Raw genomic sequence first — 15,583 nt, 5'->3', positions numbered from 1 at the left:
ATCTGTCAACGAATCGCATCCCCTAAGCCAAATACCGGCAGATACATGGCAATCACTAACGTGCCGACAATTCCACCGATCACGATCATCATCAAGGGTTCGAGCGAAGCCGCCAGTGCATCAGCCCGCATCAGCGTTTGTGCTTCATGCCACTCCGCTAATCGTGCCAGCATGACATCCAGCGCCCCCGCTTCCTCACCGACACGGATCAGTTGTGCACAGAGCGCGGTGAAAAGCAGATGATGCTGCATCGCCTGATGCAGTGGTAAGCCGCCAGCGATATGCCGCTGTAACGCGATAATCGCCTCACGCCACAGTGGCGATCCCAGCGTGACCTCAACGGCTTGCAGACTTTGTAATAACGTGAGTCCAGCCTGCTGCGTTAATTGCAGGATGGCGTAAATCTGGCTGAGCTGACCACCGCGCCAGAGTGTTGAAAGCAACGGCAGACGCAATAGCCAGCGATGAACACGAATTTGCCAGAGCACAGAACCACGGTAAACCCACCTTGCGCCGAACAATAAGCACATTATCGTTATCGCCAGGGGGAGCGCTGCCTGTTGTAAAAACGCTGACAGACTCATCACGGCGGCGGTGAAGGCGGGAAGGGGGGCATCAAAACTGGCATACACGGAGACAAATTCGGGCAGCACAAACAGCAACATGCCCGCACTCACCGCCAGCGCCACCAGCAAGATAAACAATGGATAGCGCAGAGCTTTAACCACTTTCTGTCTCAAGTGCTGTTGCTTGCTTTGCTGTAACGCCAGCTGGCGACAGCATTCATCAAGCTGACCGGTGAGTTCACCCACTTCCATTAATGCCGGAAACAGCGCGGGGAAGATCTGCGGCCAGGCGCGGAGTGCAGATGAAAATGCCTCTCCGGCCATTACCCGACGTTGCAATTCATTAAGCAGTTCGCGCCAGCCAGCATGCGGGTGCCCCTCAGCCAGCAACGTCAGACTCTCCGCCAGCGGCAATCCTGCCTTGAGCAAGGTCGCCAACTGGCGAACAAGGTCAATTTTGTGCTGCCACTTCCAGTCACGCGTGCGCCAGCATTGCCCACGCTGCCAGCTAACCGGCATCATACCGCGATCTGAGAGTTGCTGCAGGAGCTCTTCCTGACTGGCAACTAATGAGGTTCCTTGCCGTAACGCGCCCAGCGTGTCCAGCGCCTGCCAGCGATAATGGTAGAGATTAGCCATCCTCCAATCCCACAACCCGCTGAACTTCTTCAAAGGAGGTGTCACCGCGACTCACAGCCTCCAACCCGGCGGCGAGCAGGGTTTTCATCCCGCCTTCATTGGCCAGTGAGATGATGTGCTCCAGCGGCATATCGGCAGAAATCGCGTTCTGTAACTTGTTACTCATCGGCAGCACCTCAAATAACGCCAGGCGTCCGTAATAGCCCGAGAAGCAGTGGTCACAGCCTGGGGCGCGCCATGTTTGTAAGGTGCCTGGCCAGATTTCGTGTGGCAGATGTGCAATGGCCTGCGCTGGCTGGCGGCAGTGCTCGCAGAGCCGTCGTACCAGACGCTGCGCGATGACTAACTGTAATGCCGGGCCGAGCAGGTAACCGGGAATATCCATCTGTCGCAGACGCGTGAGCGTTTCTGCCGTCGAATTGGTGTGCAATGTTGATAGCACCAGATGTCCGGTCTGCGCCGCTTTAACGGCAATGCTGGCCGTTTCGGCATCGCGGATTTCGCCCACCATAATCACATCCGGATCCTGTCGCAGCAGAGCCCGCAGTACACGGTTAAAATCGAGCCCGCTCCGCGGTTGGATTTGCGTCTGGTTAATGCCCTCTAATGGAATTTCAACGGGATCCTCTACACTGCAGACATTTTTATCCGGCACATTCAGAGCGCTTAATCCGCTGTAGAGGGTAAAGGTTTTACCGCTGCCGGTAGGCCCGGTGACCAGTATCAGTCCCTGAGGTTTAGCCAGCGCGTGCTTCAGTAACCGGAGTTGGGTAACCGGCATGCCGAGTTTATCCAATGCGATCGCGCTGTTTTCACTTTGCAGCAGTCTCACCACGGCTTTCTCACCGTGACTAATGGGTAAAGTAGAAAGGCGAAATGCGGCCTGTTGATCGTCAAGGTTCAGTGTGAATTGCCCATCTTGTGGCAAGCGACGCTCGGCGATATCCAGCCCGCCGAGGATTTTCAGTCTGGCAAGCACCGCAGCCGTAGGTGCATCTGGCAAATGTGACAGTTTGTGCAAGACGCCATCAATACGTAATCGGACGCGTAACCCCTGCTGCTGAGGTTCAAAATGCACGTCAGAAGCACGGCGTTGGATCGCCTGGCGCAAAATCTGTTCAACGGCATTAATCGCTGTTTCGGTAGCGGCCGGTTCGTGCAACGTCGCCGAGTCATCAGGGGTGTGCAGGAGTTGCTCCAGTCGTGCCGCTGGCCAGCACTCGACTTCCACTTTGCACTGACTGGCGAATTGCAGGGCTTCCAGCAGCAGCGGATCGGGCGTCTCGGCTACTGCGACGCGCAGTGATGTGGCGTCATGCTGAAGCATCACCGCCTGGTAACGTGCGCATAAGGTCTGGATCGGGGTATTGGGCTGTGCCATCAGTGAGTGTCCTTATCGGTGAAGCGGAACTGTTCAAGACAGCTGTCGCGCAGACTGGCATTGGTGCTGGTGCAACTGCGTTGCCAGTCCAGCGTGCCTTCCGTGGTGTTCCAGATAGGTGTCATTTCTACACTCAACCCGGTAAGACTCTCCTGACCCGTTAAGGTGATGGCGCCATTCACGACGGTTAGCGAGGCCACATAGCGTGAACCTTTGGCAGCAGGAATGCCGCCTGCACCCGCCTGGCACTGAGTGGGGCCGCCACGTTCAATCGCGCAGAGTTCCACGGCGGTTTTATAAGGCACCATGGTTTGCAGCATGTCAGTCAGCGCGGCGCGTTGTAGATAATTTTGGTAGCTGGGCAGGCCAATAGCACTAAGAATGGCCACAATGCCAATCACTATCATCAATTCGATGAGGGTAAAACCTTGTTGTCTATCCATTATTCAGCTCCTTGTTGTGGAGCGGCTAAGGTAGAAAACGGCGTCTGAAAGCGATAGTGAGACGGTTTAACGCTGGAAGGCAGGATGTAATGAATCGCCGCGTTTGCAGAAGAAGTATCAATAAACAGGAAGGCGACTCACAAACCGCCGCGCAATTGCGGCGGTAAGAGGGAGGATTTAGTTGTCGCGAAAGCGCATGGAGAGATCCATGGCGCGCAAGTGCTTGGTCAATGCCCCCACGGACACGAAGTCGACGCCGGTTTTGGCAATTTGCGGCAGCGTGGCTTCCGTGACGTTACCGGAGACTTCCAGCAGGGCACGTTTGTCGGTGAGAAGGACGGCTTCATGCATCATCTCGAAGCTAAAGTTATCTAGCATGATAATGTCGGCACCGGCATCAATCGCATCCTGCAGTTCCTGCAGGCTCTCTACCTCTACTTCAACCGGTTCATCGGGAGCCAGCCACAGCGCTTTCTCAACGGCTTTGCGTACCGAACCGCTGGCAATAATATGGTTTTCTTTGATCAGGAAGGCATCGGAAAGACCCAGCCGATGGTTACTGCCGCCGCCACACAATACGGCATATTTCAGCGCTGTGCGTAGGCCAGGCAAGGTTTTGCGCGTATCCAGCAATTGCGTTTCGCTGCCGTCGAGCAAGTCGACATAACGACTCACTTCCGTGGCCACCCCGGAAAGCGTTTGGACGAAATTTAATGCAGTTCGTTCAGCGGTTAACAGCAGCCGGGCCGGACCTTTTAACTCGAATAGCAACTGGTCAGCTGCGACATTTTGACCCTCTTCAACATGCCAGACAATCGTGACTTTATTGCCAAGCTGGATAAACACTTCCTGCACCCAGCGTTTACCACAAAAAACACCGGCTTCACGCGTGATGATCTGTGCTTCGGCCTGTTTATCTTCCGGTAAGAGCAGGGCGGTGATGTCACGGTCAGCATCCACCTCACCACCTAAATCCTCCCGAAGTGCGCGCGCAACGGCTTCGGGGATGTCCTGCTCAATACGCTTAATCAGTTCCTGACGACGATGATCGGGATCGTAACGACGCGATGCCATGCTTATGCCACTCCATTAATCGGATTTAACTGCGCTCACCTTAGCCTGATTTATAGCCTATTGCCAGTCGTGATAGCTGAAATGTTTAGTATACTTAACACCGTTCGCCATTCGCATTAAGTCACAAGCCGAAAAGGGGAAACATGTTATTCTCAGCCTGATTTTGCCTGGGATTTAGAACATGAAACTGGAAGATGGCTGGATTACCAGCGCGCGCAAAGTGCCCTCGCCGCACTTTAACCAACGACCGGAAAATGAAATTCCCTCGTTGCTGATTATTCATAATATCAGTTTGCCGCCGGGTGAATTTGGTGGCCCGTGGATTGATCAACTGTTTACCGGGACCTTGCCGCCGGATGCTCACCCCTATTTTGCCGATATCGCGCAGCTGCGCGTGGCGGCGCACTGCCTGATTCGTCGTGATGGTGAGTTGGTGCAGTATGTTTCGTTTGATCAGCGTGCATGGCATGCCGGTGTGTCGCAATTTGCCGGGCGAGAAAACTGTAATGATTTCTCGATGGGCATTGAGCTGGAAGGCACGGATACGTTGCCGTATACCGACGCGCAGTATAAGACCTTAAAAAAGGTCACGGCCTTGTTGCTTAAGCACTATCCGCTGACGCTGGAACGCATCACCGGACACAGCGATATCGCGCCACAGCGCAAAACCGATCCAGGCCCCGCATTTGACTGGATACGCTATAAAGAGTCTATCAGGCAGGAGAATCCCTGAAACAGCAGGAGCAGGTATGACGTTGTTTAGCTTGTTATTAGTGTTAGGTTGGGAACGCCTGTTTAAATTGGGTGAGCATTGGCAGCTGGATCATCGTCTGGAGCCGCTGTTTCGCGGACGCCAGCGATTTTCACTGCTGCGCACGTTGGTGATGACCCTCATCGCGATGCTGATCGTCTGGCTGTTGGTGTGGAGTCTGAAAGGCATTCTGTTTGGCGTGGCACAACTGGCATTCTGGATTGTGGTGGGCTTGCTGTGTATCGGCGCAGGCTCGGTGCGTCTGCACTATCATCGCTACCTGAAAGCCGCCAGCCACGATGATGAAGCGGCGCATCAGGCCATGGCAGCGGAGCTGACACTGATTCATGGTGTGCCTGTTGAGTGCAGCGAACGCGAGTTTCTGCGTGAGCTACAAAATGCGCTGATTTGGATTAACTTCCGCTTTTACCTCGCGCCACTGTTCTGGTTTGTGGTCGGTGGCCCTTACGGACCGGTGCTGCTGGTGGGTTATGCCTTCTTGCGTGCCTGGCAAAGTTGGCTGGCAAAACACCATTCTCCACTGGAGCGCGCGCAGTCAGGTGTAGACAGCATACTGCACGTGCTGGACTGGATCCCGGTGCGACTGGCAGGTGTGGCTTATGCGCTGTTAGGCCACGGTGAGCGGGCATTGCCTGCGTGGTTTGCCTCGCTAAGCGATCGGCATCGTTCGCAATATCAGGTGCTGACCAGTCTGGCGCAATTCTCGCTGGCGCGCGATCCGCATATGGATAAAGTGGAAACGCCACGGGTGGCCGTGGCGCTGGCGAAGCGGATATCGTTAGTGCTGGTGGTTGTGGTCGCGTTGCTGACCATTTACGGCACGCTGGTGTGATCGGCAGGCGGTACACCGAAATCTGGTGTGCCGTCTTCGCGCCATTCAATGTACTTCAGGCGCGTATGGCGATTCGGATCCCATAATGGATCGCCTTCAATTTCGGTGTAATTCCGCGCGTGATACACCAGCACGTCCCTGCCGTTTTCGTCCCGCGTAAAGCTGTTATGCCCCGGCCCATACTGCTGATTTTCCCAGCTGGTGGTGAAGACTGGACGCGCAGATTTCTGCCAGGCAGTGCTGTCGAGCGGATCGGCCATCATGTCGATGCTGAGCATTCCCAGGCAGTAATTCTCATCAGTTGCGCTGGCGGAATAGGTGACAAACAGCCGATCGCCGTGATGAATAACTGCTGGGCCCTCATTGACGCTAAAGCCTGCGCACTCCCACTCATACTCCGGCCGGCTGAGCATCACCGGTGCGCTTTTCAGCGTCCAGGGATTAAGCAATTCCGCGAGATAGAGATTGGAATTACCCGGAATAGCGGGATCCTTCTGTGCCCACAGATACCAGTTTTTGCCCTGATGCACGAAATGCGTCGCATCAAGCGAGAAAGAGTCGATTGGGGTAAACACTCGGCGAACAGGTTGCCAGTGGCCGGAAAGCGGATTGCTGTCATCACACACCAGGGCATACATGCGATGCTGAAACAGGCCATCTTTGATGTCGCGTGTTGGCGCAGCAGCAAAGTAAATCACCCATTGTCCATTGATATGGTGCAGTTCCGGCGCCCAAATTAACGCACTATACGGCCCGGTATCAGGCTTGCGCCACACCGTAATCGCCTCCGTCTCAATCAGTCCATTCAGTGTGTCAGCGTAGCGGATTTCGAGTCGATCATATTCCGGCACCGATGCCACGAAGTAGTAGCCTTCGCCATGACGCAGGATAAATGGATCGGCGCGTTGGGTAATAAAGGGATTTGGCCAGCTCATTTGATCTCTCCAGGTTGCGGGGTGACAGTCAGGGAGGCAGGGGATAATTCACGTGCATTGGCACGGCGTAGCGCAAGATCATCCTGAATGATGCGCATGAGTTTGCGATCCACCTTCAGCAAGCGCACTACACCGGCGGTGATCAGATAGCCAACACCGGGAATCACGGTAAACAGCAGCATGATGCCGTTGATGGCGTTGGGAGCCTGCTGCTTTGCACCCGCGTCATAGCCATAAATAGACAGCAGGAAACCAACCATCGCACCGGCCACCGCCAGACCCACTTTGAGGAAGAACAGGTTACCGGAGAAGCTCATGCCGGTGATGCGTTTTCCCGTTTTCCATTCACCATAATCATCGACATCCGCCATCAGCGACCAATGCAGCGGTGACGGGATTTGATGCAGGATATTCAGCAGGAAGTAGGCGACGACAACCGCCACAGTCGCATGAGGATCAATCCAATAGAAACCGCACGAGAAGAGTGCCAGCGCGATATTGGTCCAGAAAAACACCTTCAACTTGCACCAGCGGTCGGTGAGGATTTTTGCCAGCGTACTGCCGAACATCATGCCAATCACACCCAGGCTAATAAACAGCGTGGCAAAATGCGTGGATTGCCCCATTACCCAGGTAACGTAATACATGGTGGCGGCCATGCGGATAAAGCCAGGACAAACATTGCAGAAGGTGAGCAGGAGAATGCGCACCCATTGATCGTTCTTCCAGACGTCACGCAGATCTTTCTTCAAATCATCATTACTGGGCGCGGCTGGACGGATACGTTCGCGAACCGTGGCAAAACAGAACAGGAACATCGCCAGGCCAATCAGTGCCAGCACGCTCATCGCCATTTGGTATCCGCGTGCTTTGTTGTCACCGCCAAACCACTCGGCCATCGGCAGCAGAGAGAGCGACAGGATCAGTGTCGCCACGCCCACCATCACAAAGCGGTAAGATTGGCAGGAGACGCGTTCACCGGGATCGTTGGTGATCACACCGCCCAACGAGCAGTAAGGAATATTGATGGCGGTGTAGGTGAGCGACATCAAGAAGTAGGTGACAAAGGCCCAGATAACTTTGTTGTCATAGCTCCAGTCTGGCGTGGTGAACATCAGCACGCTGAACAGCACATAGGGGACGGAAACCCACAGTAGCCACGGGCGAAAACGCCCCCAGCGGCTTTGGGTACGATCGGCGATGGCGCCCATAATGGGATCGGTGACGGCATCCAGCACGCGAACAGAAAGTAGCAGTGTACCGACCAGCGCGGGTGCGAGGCCAAACACATCGGTGTAGAAATAGTTAAGGAAAAGCATGATCGCACCGCCGATCATATTACATCCGGCATCGCCCATGCCATATCCCAGTTTCTCTCTGAATGAGAGCGCTGCGCCTTCCATTGTTCGTCTCCCGCGAAAAGGTGAGACGAAATTATCAGCGTTAAATCAGTAACCTGCTGGGGAACAATTGGTCACGTAGATGGACAAAACAGGTGGGCGCAGAAAAGTGTGAGGCAGATCAGGAATGTTGCCCGGCGCTGACGCGCCGGGCAAGAGCATACATTAGGCTTCTTGCACTTTATTTTTGATGGTGTAACCCACTGCCAGGATAATGATCCAGACAGGAATCAGCCACACAGAAATCGCCATACCCGGCGTCATCGCCATGATGACCAGTACGGCCGCCATGAACGCGAGGCAGAGCCAGTTACCAAACGGATAGAGCACGGCTTTAAAGCGCGTGGTCACACCCTGCTGGTCTTTCTTCTTACGGAATTTCATGTGCGCGAGGCTGATCATCGCCCAGTTGATCACCAGCGCAGAGACCACCAGTGACATCAGCAGGCCAAAGGCTTCGCCCGGCATCAGGTAGTTGATCAGGACGCACAGCGCTGTGGCTACTGCAGAGACCAAAATGGTTGCCACTGGCACGCCGCGTTTATCAACATTGAGCAGCGCTTTAGGTGCATTGCCCTGCTGCGCTAAGCCGAACAGCATACGGCTGTTGCAATACACGCAGCTGTTGTAGACCGACAGCGCCGCCGTCAGGATCACCACATTCAACGCGTTGGCGACGAAGGCATCACCCAATTCGTGGAAGATCAACACAAACGGGCTGGTCTCTTCGGTGACACGCGTCCATGGCAGCAATGACAGTAACACTGCCAGTGAACCAATATAGAAAATCAGGATACGCCACAGTACCTGGTTAGTGGCTTTCGGGATGCTTTCTTGCGGATTGTCAGCCTCAGCCGCCGTGATACCCACCAGCTCAAGACCACCAAACGAGAACATAATGATCGCCATCATCATCACCAGGCCGGTCATACCGTGTGGCAGGAATCCACCCTGGCTCCACAGGTTAGTGACGCTGGCCTGCGGACCGGCGTTGCCGCTGAACAGCAGCCAGCCGCCGAACAGGATCATGCCGATAACCGCGACGACTTTGATGATCGCGAACCAGAATTCCATTTCCCCAAACACTTTTACGTTGGTCAGGTTAATGGCGTTGATGACGACGAAGAAGATCGCCGCACTGGCCCAGGTCGGGAATTCGGGATACCAGAATTGGATGTATTTACCGACGGCACTCAGTTCAGCCATGGCAACCAGGACATACAGCACCCAGTAGTTCCAGCCAGAGGCGAAACCGGCAAAGTTGCCCCAGTACTTATAGGCGAAGTGGCTGAAGCTGCCGGCAACCGGCTCTTCCACGACCATTTCACCTAACTGGCGCATAATCAGAAAGGCAATAAATCCTGCAATCGCATAACCGAGAATCACGGCTGGACCGGCCGATTTGATCACTGATGCGCTACCCAGAAACAGGCCAGTACCCACGGCACCGCCCAGCGCAATCAGCTGAATATGGCGATTTTTCAGGCCGCGGTGCAGCGATTCGCCATGCTGTTGTTCCATACAAACCTCGTGATGTTGTTATTGTGCACCTGCAGTGCGCGCACTGTAAGGCTGTTTTACGCAATGTATTCTTTTCTTTACGGTATTTGGCGTGCTGTGTGCATGCTGAAACTACCATGGCGACCAGAATAGTGATAAGCGCGCCGCTTTGCACCTGCTTTTGCTTTTTGTGCTGAGAGATGGCTGAAAAAGCAGCACTATCCACTGGGTGTCGCTCGCGCTATTTCTGACATGAAAAATCAATAAACACGAATAGCTTTCCCTTATGGTTGCCTGTAAGGCTTAGGGCTAACTCAGTGTAAGGTTTGGTAAAAGTGAAATCTGTTAACAATTCACTTACGGAGCAAATATATGCCTTTATCACGGTAAGTTAGCGCGCTGTAACAGCGATATACCCCGGAAGTGTGATGCCTGCCATATAGACACAAGGTGAATACTTTGTTACTTTACGGGCACCATTTTTCAATTGGTATTACCAATTTACTCCGGACGTTTTCACAATAAGAAGGGAAGATGGCTTACAGTAAAATTCGCCAACCCAAGCTCTCCGATGCGATCGAGCAACAGTTGGAGTCTCTCATTATGGAAGGGACGCTCCAGCCAGGTGAAAAGCTTCTCCCCGAGCGCGAACTGGCGAAACAGTTTGATGTCTCACGTCCATCCCTGCGCGAAGCGATTCAGAGCCTGGAAGCCAAAGGCCTGCTGCTACGCCGTCAGGGCGGTGGTACCTTCGTGCAAACAAATCTCTGGCAAAGCATGAGCGATCCCTTAGTCAGCCTGCTTGCCGAACATCCAGAATCCCAGTTTGACCTGCTGGAAACCCGTCACGCGCTGGAAGGTGTTGCTGCCTATTATGCGGCGCTACGTGGCACGGATGAAGACTTGCAGAGTATTCGCGACTGCCATGTTCACATCCAACAGGCGCAGGACAGCGGCGATCTGGATGCTGAAGCAGATGCAGTGATGAAGTATCAGATCGCTGTCACAGAAGCCGCCCATAATGTGGTGCTTTTACATTTGCTGCGTTCCATGGGCCCTATGCTGGAACAAAACGTCCGTCAGAATTTCGAATTGCTTTACGCTCGCCGGGAAATGCTGGCGAAAGTGAGCGGTCACCGCGCCAGTATTTTTGAGGCGATTGTGGCTCGTGAGCCAGAACAAGCACGCGAGGCATCCCATCGTCACCTGGCGTTTATTGAGGAAATCTTGCTGGATAGAAGTCGGGAGCAGAGCCGTCGTGAACGCTCCCTGCGTCGTTTACAGCAACGTAAGGAATAACGCACGGCAACGAACGTGCGGACATAAACGACGGGCCTGTCTTACTTGTGCTGTGAACCAGAAGCAAAGCACAAGCAGACAGGCTCCTGATAATTCAACGTATTAGACACAGATAAGGAACACACCCCATGTCAGAACGTTTACAGAATGACGTGGATCCGATCGAAACTCGTGACTGGCTACAGGCGATCGAATCGGTCATCCGTGAAGAAGGTGTTGAGCGCGCGCAGTATCTGCTTGATCAGGTATTGAACGCAGCACGCAAAGGTGGCGTGAAAGTGGCTGGCGGTGCGTCGGCTATCAGTAACTACATCAACTCTATTGCTGTTGAAGATGAACCGGACTATCCGGGCAACACCTCTCTTGAACGTCGTATCCGTTCCGCAATTCGCTGGAACGCCATTATGTCGGTCCTGCGTGCATCGAAGAAAGATCTGGAGCTGGGTGGTCACCTCTCATCTTTCCAGTCTTCTGCCACCATTTATGAAGTGTGCTTCAACCACTTCTTCCGTGCGCGCAGTGATAAAGACGGCGGCGATCTGGTTTACTTCCAGGGCCATATTTCTCCAGGCATCTACTCACGTGCTTTCCTTGAAGGCCGTCTGACTGAAGAACAGATGAATAACTTCCGTCAGGAAGTGCACGGTAAAGGTCTGTCTTCTTACCCGCACCCGAAACTGATGCCTGATTTCTGGCAGTTCCCAACCGTTTCTATGGGCCTCGGTCCATTGAACGCGATCTATCAGGCGAAGTTCCTGAAATATCTGGAACACCGTGGCCTGAAAGACACGTCTAACCAGACCGTTTACGCCTTCCTCGGTGATGGCGAGATGGATGAGCCAGAATCTAAAGGTGCGATCACCATCGCCACCCGTGAGAAGCTGGACAACCTGGTGTTCATCATTAACTGTAACCTGCAGCGCCTTGATGGCCCGGTTACCGGTAATGGCAAAATCATCAATGAGCTGGAAGGCATCTTTGCCGGTGCTGGCTGGAACGTGATTAAAGTGATCTGGGGCGCACGTTGGGATGAACTGCTGAAGCAGGACACCAGCGGCAAACTGATCCAGCTGATGAACGAAACCGTTGATGGTGACTACCAGACCTTCAAATCCCGTGATGGCGCCTACGTGCGTGAGCACTTCTTCGGTAAATACCCGGAGACCGCTGCACTGGTGAAAGACTGGTCAGACGAAGAGATCTTCGCCCTGAACCGTGGTGGCCATGATCCGAAGAAAATCTACGCAGCACTGAAAAAAGCACAGGACACCAAAGGTCAGCCGACCCTGATCCTGGCACATACCATCAAAGGTTATGGTATGGGTGACACGGCGGAAGGTAAAAACATCGCGCACCAGGTGAAGAAGATGAACATGGATGGCGTTCGCTACATCCGTGATCGCTTCAACGTGCCAGTGGCTGACGATCAGATCGAAAGCCTGCCGTACGTGACCTTCGAGAAAGGTTCTGACGAGTATAACTACCTGCACGGTCAGCGTGAGAAGCTGGGTGGCTACCTGCCAACCCGTCAGGCAGAATTCAGCGAGAAGCTGGAGATGCCAACGCTGGAAGAGTTCAAACCGTTGCTGGAAGAGCAGAACAAAGAGATCTCGACCACCATCGCGTTTGTACGTGCCCTTAACGTGATGCTGAAGAACAAGTCGATCAAAGATCGTCTGGTGCCAATCCTTGCGGATGAAGCGCGTACCTTCGGTATGGAAGGTCTGTTCCGTCAGATCGGTATTTACAGCCCGAACGGCCAGCAGTACACCCCGCAGGACCGTGAGCAGGTTGCTTACTATAAAGAAGACGAGAAAGGCCAGATTCTGCAGGAAGGGATCAACGAGCTGGGCGCAGGTTCATCCTGGCTGGCGGCGGCGACCTCTTACAGCACCAACAACCTGCCGATGATTCCGTTCTACATCTATTACTCGATGTTCGGTTTCCAGCGTATCGGCGATCTGATGTGGCTGGCGGGCGACCAACAGGCGCGCGGCTTCCTGGTCGGCGGTACCTCAGGTCGTACGACGCTGAACGGTGAAGGTCTGCAGCATGAAGATGGTCACAGCCACATTCAGTCGCTGACTATCCCGAACTGTATCTCTTACGATCCGTCTTACGCGTACGAAGTGGCGGTCATCATGCAAGATGGCCTGGTACGTATGTACGGCGAAGCGCAGGAAAACATCTACTACTACATCACCACGCTGAACGAAAACTACCACATGCCTGCGATGCCGCAGGGTGCGGAAGAGGGTATCCGTAAAGGTATCTACAAGCTGGAAACCTTAGACGGTAGCAAAGGCAAAGTACAGCTGCTGGGTTCAGGTTCTATCCTGCGTCACGTGCGTGAAGCGGCACAGATCCTGGCGAAAGACTATGGCATCGGTTCTGATGTTTACAGCGTCACCTCGTTCACCGAACTGGCTCGTGATGGCCAGGATTGTGAGCGCTGGAACATGCTGCATCCAACCGAAGCCCCACGCGTCCCGTACATCGCTCAGGTGATGAACGAAGCGCCAGCTGTTGCCTCAACCGACTACATGAAGCTGTTCGCAGAACAGGTTCGCAGCTACGTTCCTTCAAGCGATTATCGCGTACTGGGTACCGATGGCTTCGGTCGTTCAGACAGCCGTGAAAACCTGCGTCACCACTTCGAAGTGGATGCATCGTATGTTGTGGTTGCAGCGCTGGGTGAGCTGGCTAAACGCGGCGAAATCGATAAGAAAGTGGTGGCAGAAGCGATCACCAAATTCAGCATCGATGCCGATAAAGTTAACCCGCGTCTGGCTTAAGAGGTAAGAGAGTAATGGCTATCGAAATTAACGTACCGGATATCGGGTCAGACGAAGTTGAAGTCACCGAAATCCTGGTGAAGGTGGGCGACAAAGTTGAAGCTGAACAGTCGCTGATCACCGTGGAAGGCGATAAAGCCTCAATGGAAGTGCCTTCGCCACAGGCTGGCGTAGTGAAAGAGATTAAAATCTCTACCGGTGACAAAGTGAATACCGGTTCGCTGATCATGATCTTTGAAGCAGAAGGCGCAGCGGCTGCTGCACCAGCGGCAGAAGAGAAAAAAGCGGAAGCGGCTCCTGCTCCGGCGGCTGCGGCCGTCAGCAAAGAGGTCAACGTGCCAGACATCGGCGGTGATGAAGTTGAAGTCACTGAGATTCTGGTGAAAGTGGGCGATAAAGTTGAAGCTGAACAATCTCTGCTTACTGTTGAAGGCGACAAAGCTTCAATGGAAGTGCCAGCACCGTTCGCGGGCGTGGTGAAAGAGATCAAAATCGCCACCGGCGATAAAGTGAATACTGGCTCGCTGATCATGATCTTCGAAGCAGAAGGTGCTGCACCGGCTGCGGCCCCAGCTGCGAAGCAGGAAGCGGCTCCGGCTGCAGCCCCTGCTGCTGCAGGTGGCGCGAAAGACGTCAACGTGCCTGACATCGGCGGCGATGAAGTTGAAGTCACGGAAGTGCTGGTGAAAGTGGGTGACAAAGTCACCGCTGAGCAGTCACTGATCGTGGTTGAAGGCGACAAAGCGTCAATGGAAGTGCCTGCGCCATTCGCCGGTACGGTGAAAGAGCTGAAAGTCTCTACCGGCGATAAAGTCAGCACCGGTTCACTGATCATGGTGTTCGAAGTAGAAGGCGCTGCGCCTGCTGCTGCGGCTCCTGCGGCGAAACAGGAAGCGGCTCCGGCTCCAGCGGCAGCGAAACCTGCTGCAGCACCTGCGGCGAAAGCTGACGCGAAAGGTGAGTTTGCTGAAAACGACGCTTACGTCCACGCTACCCCGGTGATTCGTCGCCTGGCGCGCGAGTTCGGTGTCAATCTGGCGAAAGTCAAAGGCACCGGCCGTAAAGGTCGCATCCTGAAAGAAGACGTACAGTCTTACGTGAAAGATGCGGTGAAACGTGCGGAAGCAGCGCCGGCTGCTGCAGCGAGCGGCGGAAGCCTGCCGGGTCTGCTGCCTTGGCCGAAAGTGGACTTCAGCAAGTTCGGTGAAGTGGAAGAAGTGGAACTGGGTCGTATCCAGAAGATCTCGGGTGCGAACCTGAGCCGTAACTGGGTGGTTATCCCGCACGTTACGCACTTTGACAAGACTGATATCACCGATCTGGAAGCGTTCCGTAAACAGCAGAACGCCGAAGCGGAAAAACGTAAGCTGGATGTGAAGTTCACGCCTGTGGTGTTCATTATGAAAGCCGTTGCCGCTGCGCTGGAGCAGATGCCGCGTTTCAACAGTTCACTGTCTGAAGATGCACAACGCCTGACGCTGAAGAAATACATCAACATCGGTGTGGCGGTTGATACGCCAAACGGTCTGGTGGTTCCAGTGTTCAAAGATGTGAACAAGAAAGGCATCACTGAACTGTCGCGTGAGCTGATGGCGATTTCTAAGAAAGCGCGTGATGGCAAGCTGACCGCTGGCGATATGCAGGGCGGTTGTTTCACCATCTCCAGCCTTGGTGGCCTGGGCACCACGCACTTCGCACCTATCGTGAATGCGCCAGAAGTGGCGATCCTCGGTGTGTCTAAGTCTGCGATGGAACCGGTGTGGAACGGTAAAGAGTTTGAACCGCGTCTGATGATGCCAATCTCTCTCTCCTTCGACCACCGCGTGATCGACGGTGCTGATGGTGCGCGCTTTATCACCATCATCAACAACACACTGTCCGACATTCGCCGTCTGGTGATGTGAAGTTAATCAAGGCCGGCAAATGCCGGCCTTGTTGTAAGCATTC

At 54.1% G+C, this 15,583-nt stretch carries 12 protein-coding genes; 5 read left to right on the top strand and 7 right to left on the bottom strand.

The genetic code is table 11. The annotated features are described in order from the left end of the window. Nucleotides 1-5 precede the first annotated feature (5 nt). From hofC to nadC, 4 genes are all read right to left on the bottom strand, one after another. Nucleotides 6-1,205 carry a protein transport protein HofC gene (hofC, locus tag FD737_RS11470; protein ID WP_160833540.1) on the bottom strand — a complete coding sequence of 400 codons (1,200 nt, stop codon included), beginning with the start codon at nucleotides 1,203-1,205 and terminating at the stop codon, nucleotides 6-8. After that, nucleotides 1,198-2,586 carry a type II secretion system protein GspE gene (gene gspE / locus FD737_RS11465; protein WP_160833539.1) on the bottom strand — a complete coding sequence of 463 codons (1,389 nt, stop codon included), beginning with the start codon at nucleotides 2,584-2,586 and terminating at the stop codon, nucleotides 1,198-1,200. Before gspE ends, hofC begins: the two co-directional genes overlap by 8 nt. Then, the gene (gene ppdD, locus FD737_RS11460; RefSeq protein WP_097118349.1) at nucleotides 2,586-3,029 is read right to left on the bottom strand and encodes a prepilin peptidase-dependent pilin; all 444 of its coding nucleotides are present in this window, start codon (nucleotides 3,027-3,029) and stop codon (nucleotides 2,586-2,588) included. Before ppdD ends, gspE begins: the two co-directional genes overlap by 1 nt. Nucleotides 3,030-3,206: 177 nt before the next feature. Next, nucleotides 3,207-4,103, bottom strand: a complete 897-nt coding sequence (gene nadC, locus FD737_RS11455; protein WP_160833538.1) for a carboxylating nicotinate-nucleotide diphosphorylase — start codon at nucleotides 4,101-4,103, stop codon at nucleotides 3,207-3,209. Nucleotides 4,104-4,284: 181 nt separating this feature from the next. On the opposite strand from nadC, the gene ampD reads away from it, so the two are divergent. After that, nucleotides 4,285-4,836, top strand: a complete 552-nt coding sequence (ampD, locus tag FD737_RS11450; RefSeq protein WP_045816802.1) for a 1,6-anhydro-N-acetylmuramyl-L-alanine amidase AmpD — start codon at nucleotides 4,285-4,287, stop codon at nucleotides 4,834-4,836. Nucleotides 4,837-4,852: 16 nt separating this feature from the next. Beyond that, nucleotides 4,853-5,707 carry a beta-lactamase regulator AmpE gene (ampE, locus tag FD737_RS11445; protein ID WP_034829634.1) on the top strand — a complete coding sequence of 285 codons (855 nt, stop codon included), beginning with the start codon at nucleotides 4,853-4,855 and terminating at the stop codon, nucleotides 5,705-5,707. Here the strand turns inward: ampE and FD737_RS11440 are convergent. From FD737_RS11440 to aroP, 3 genes are all read right to left on the bottom strand, one after another. Next, complete coding sequence (locus FD737_RS11440) at nucleotides 5,689-6,642, bottom strand: family 43 glycosylhydrolase (RefSeq protein WP_097118351.1); 954 nt, start codon at nucleotides 6,640-6,642, stop codon at nucleotides 5,689-5,691. The two genes, ampE and FD737_RS11440, sit on opposite strands and share 19 nt — an antisense overlap. Then, nucleotides 6,639-8,045: a glycoside-pentoside-hexuronide (GPH):cation symporter gene (locus FD737_RS11435; protein WP_160833537.1), complete on the bottom strand. Its 1,407-nt coding sequence runs from the start codon at nucleotides 8,043-8,045 to the stop codon at nucleotides 6,639-6,641. Before FD737_RS11435 ends, FD737_RS11440 begins: the two co-directional genes overlap by 4 nt. A gap of 162 nt (nucleotides 8,046-8,207) precedes the next feature. Next, nucleotides 8,208-9,563, bottom strand: a complete 1,356-nt coding sequence (aroP, locus tag FD737_RS11430; protein WP_097118353.1) for an aromatic amino acid transporter AroP — start codon at nucleotides 9,561-9,563, stop codon at nucleotides 8,208-8,210. A 513-nt stretch (nucleotides 9,564-10,076) separates the two neighbouring features. Here aroP and pdhR point away from each other — a divergent pair. The 3 genes from pdhR to aceF all read left to right on the top strand — a co-directional run bounded on the left by pdhR (nucleotide 10,077) and on the right by aceF (nucleotide 15,540). Continuing rightward, entirely contained in the window at nucleotides 10,077-10,841 is a 765-nt protein-coding gene (gene pdhR, locus FD737_RS11425; RefSeq protein ID WP_160833536.1) for a pyruvate dehydrogenase complex transcriptional repressor PdhR, read from the top strand. Between the two features lie 128 nt (nucleotides 10,842-10,969). After that, nucleotides 10,970-13,636: a pyruvate dehydrogenase (acetyl-transferring), homodimeric type gene (gene aceE / locus FD737_RS11420; RefSeq protein ID WP_160833535.1), complete on the top strand. Its 2,667-nt coding sequence runs from the start codon at nucleotides 10,970-10,972 to the stop codon at nucleotides 13,634-13,636. A gap of 14 nt (nucleotides 13,637-13,650) precedes the next feature. Beyond that, nucleotides 13,651-15,540 carry a pyruvate dehydrogenase complex dihydrolipoyllysine-residue acetyltransferase gene (gene aceF, locus FD737_RS11415; protein WP_160833534.1) on the top strand — a complete coding sequence of 630 codons (1,890 nt, stop codon included), beginning with the start codon at nucleotides 13,651-13,653 and terminating at the stop codon, nucleotides 15,538-15,540. Nucleotides 15,541-15,583 lie beyond the last annotated feature (43 nt).

Source organism: Pantoea sp. Seng, from assembly GCF_009829935.1.
In the GTDB taxonomy this organism is placed as follows: Bacteria; Pseudomonadota; Gammaproteobacteria; order Enterobacterales; family Enterobacteriaceae; genus Pantoea; species Pantoea communis.
This window is presented reverse-complemented; position numbering and strand designations above follow the sequence as displayed.

Excerpts from the sequence above, each read along its gene's own strand:
- hofC (WP_160833540.1), bottom strand. The coding sequence starts at position 1,205 with ATGGCTAATCTCTACCATTATCGCTGGCAGGCGCTGGACACGCTGGGC.
- gspE (WP_160833539.1), bottom strand. The coding sequence starts at position 2,586 with ATGGCACAGCCCAATACCCCGATCCAGACCTTATGCGCACGTTACCAG.
- ppdD (WP_097118349.1), bottom strand. The coding sequence starts at position 3,029 with ATGGATAGACAACAAGGTTTTACCCTCATCGAATTGATGATAGTGATT.
- nadC (WP_160833538.1), bottom strand. The coding sequence starts at position 4,103 with ATGGCATCGCGTCGTTACGATCCCGATCATCGTCGTCAGGAACTGATT.
- ampD (WP_045816802.1), top strand. The coding sequence starts at position 4,285 with ATGAAACTGGAAGATGGCTGGATTACCAGCGCGCGCAAAGTGCCCTCG.
- ampE (WP_034829634.1), top strand. The coding sequence starts at position 4,853 with ATGACGTTGTTTAGCTTGTTATTAGTGTTAGGTTGGGAACGCCTGTTT.
- FD737_RS11440 (WP_097118351.1), bottom strand. The coding sequence starts at position 6,642 with ATGAGCTGGCCAAATCCCTTTATTACCCAACGCGCCGATCCATTTATC.
- FD737_RS11435 (WP_160833537.1), bottom strand. The coding sequence starts at position 8,045 with ATGGAAGGCGCAGCGCTCTCATTCAGAGAGAAACTGGGATATGGCATG.
- aroP (WP_097118353.1), bottom strand. The coding sequence starts at position 9,563 with ATGGAACAACAGCATGGCGAATCGCTGCACCGCGGCCTGAAAAATCGC.
- pdhR (WP_160833536.1), top strand. The coding sequence starts at position 10,077 with ATGGCTTACAGTAAAATTCGCCAACCCAAGCTCTCCGATGCGATCGAG.
- aceE (WP_160833535.1), top strand. The coding sequence starts at position 10,970 with ATGTCAGAACGTTTACAGAATGACGTGGATCCGATCGAAACTCGTGAC.
- aceF (WP_160833534.1), top strand. The coding sequence starts at position 13,651 with ATGGCTATCGAAATTAACGTACCGGATATCGGGTCAGACGAAGTTGAA.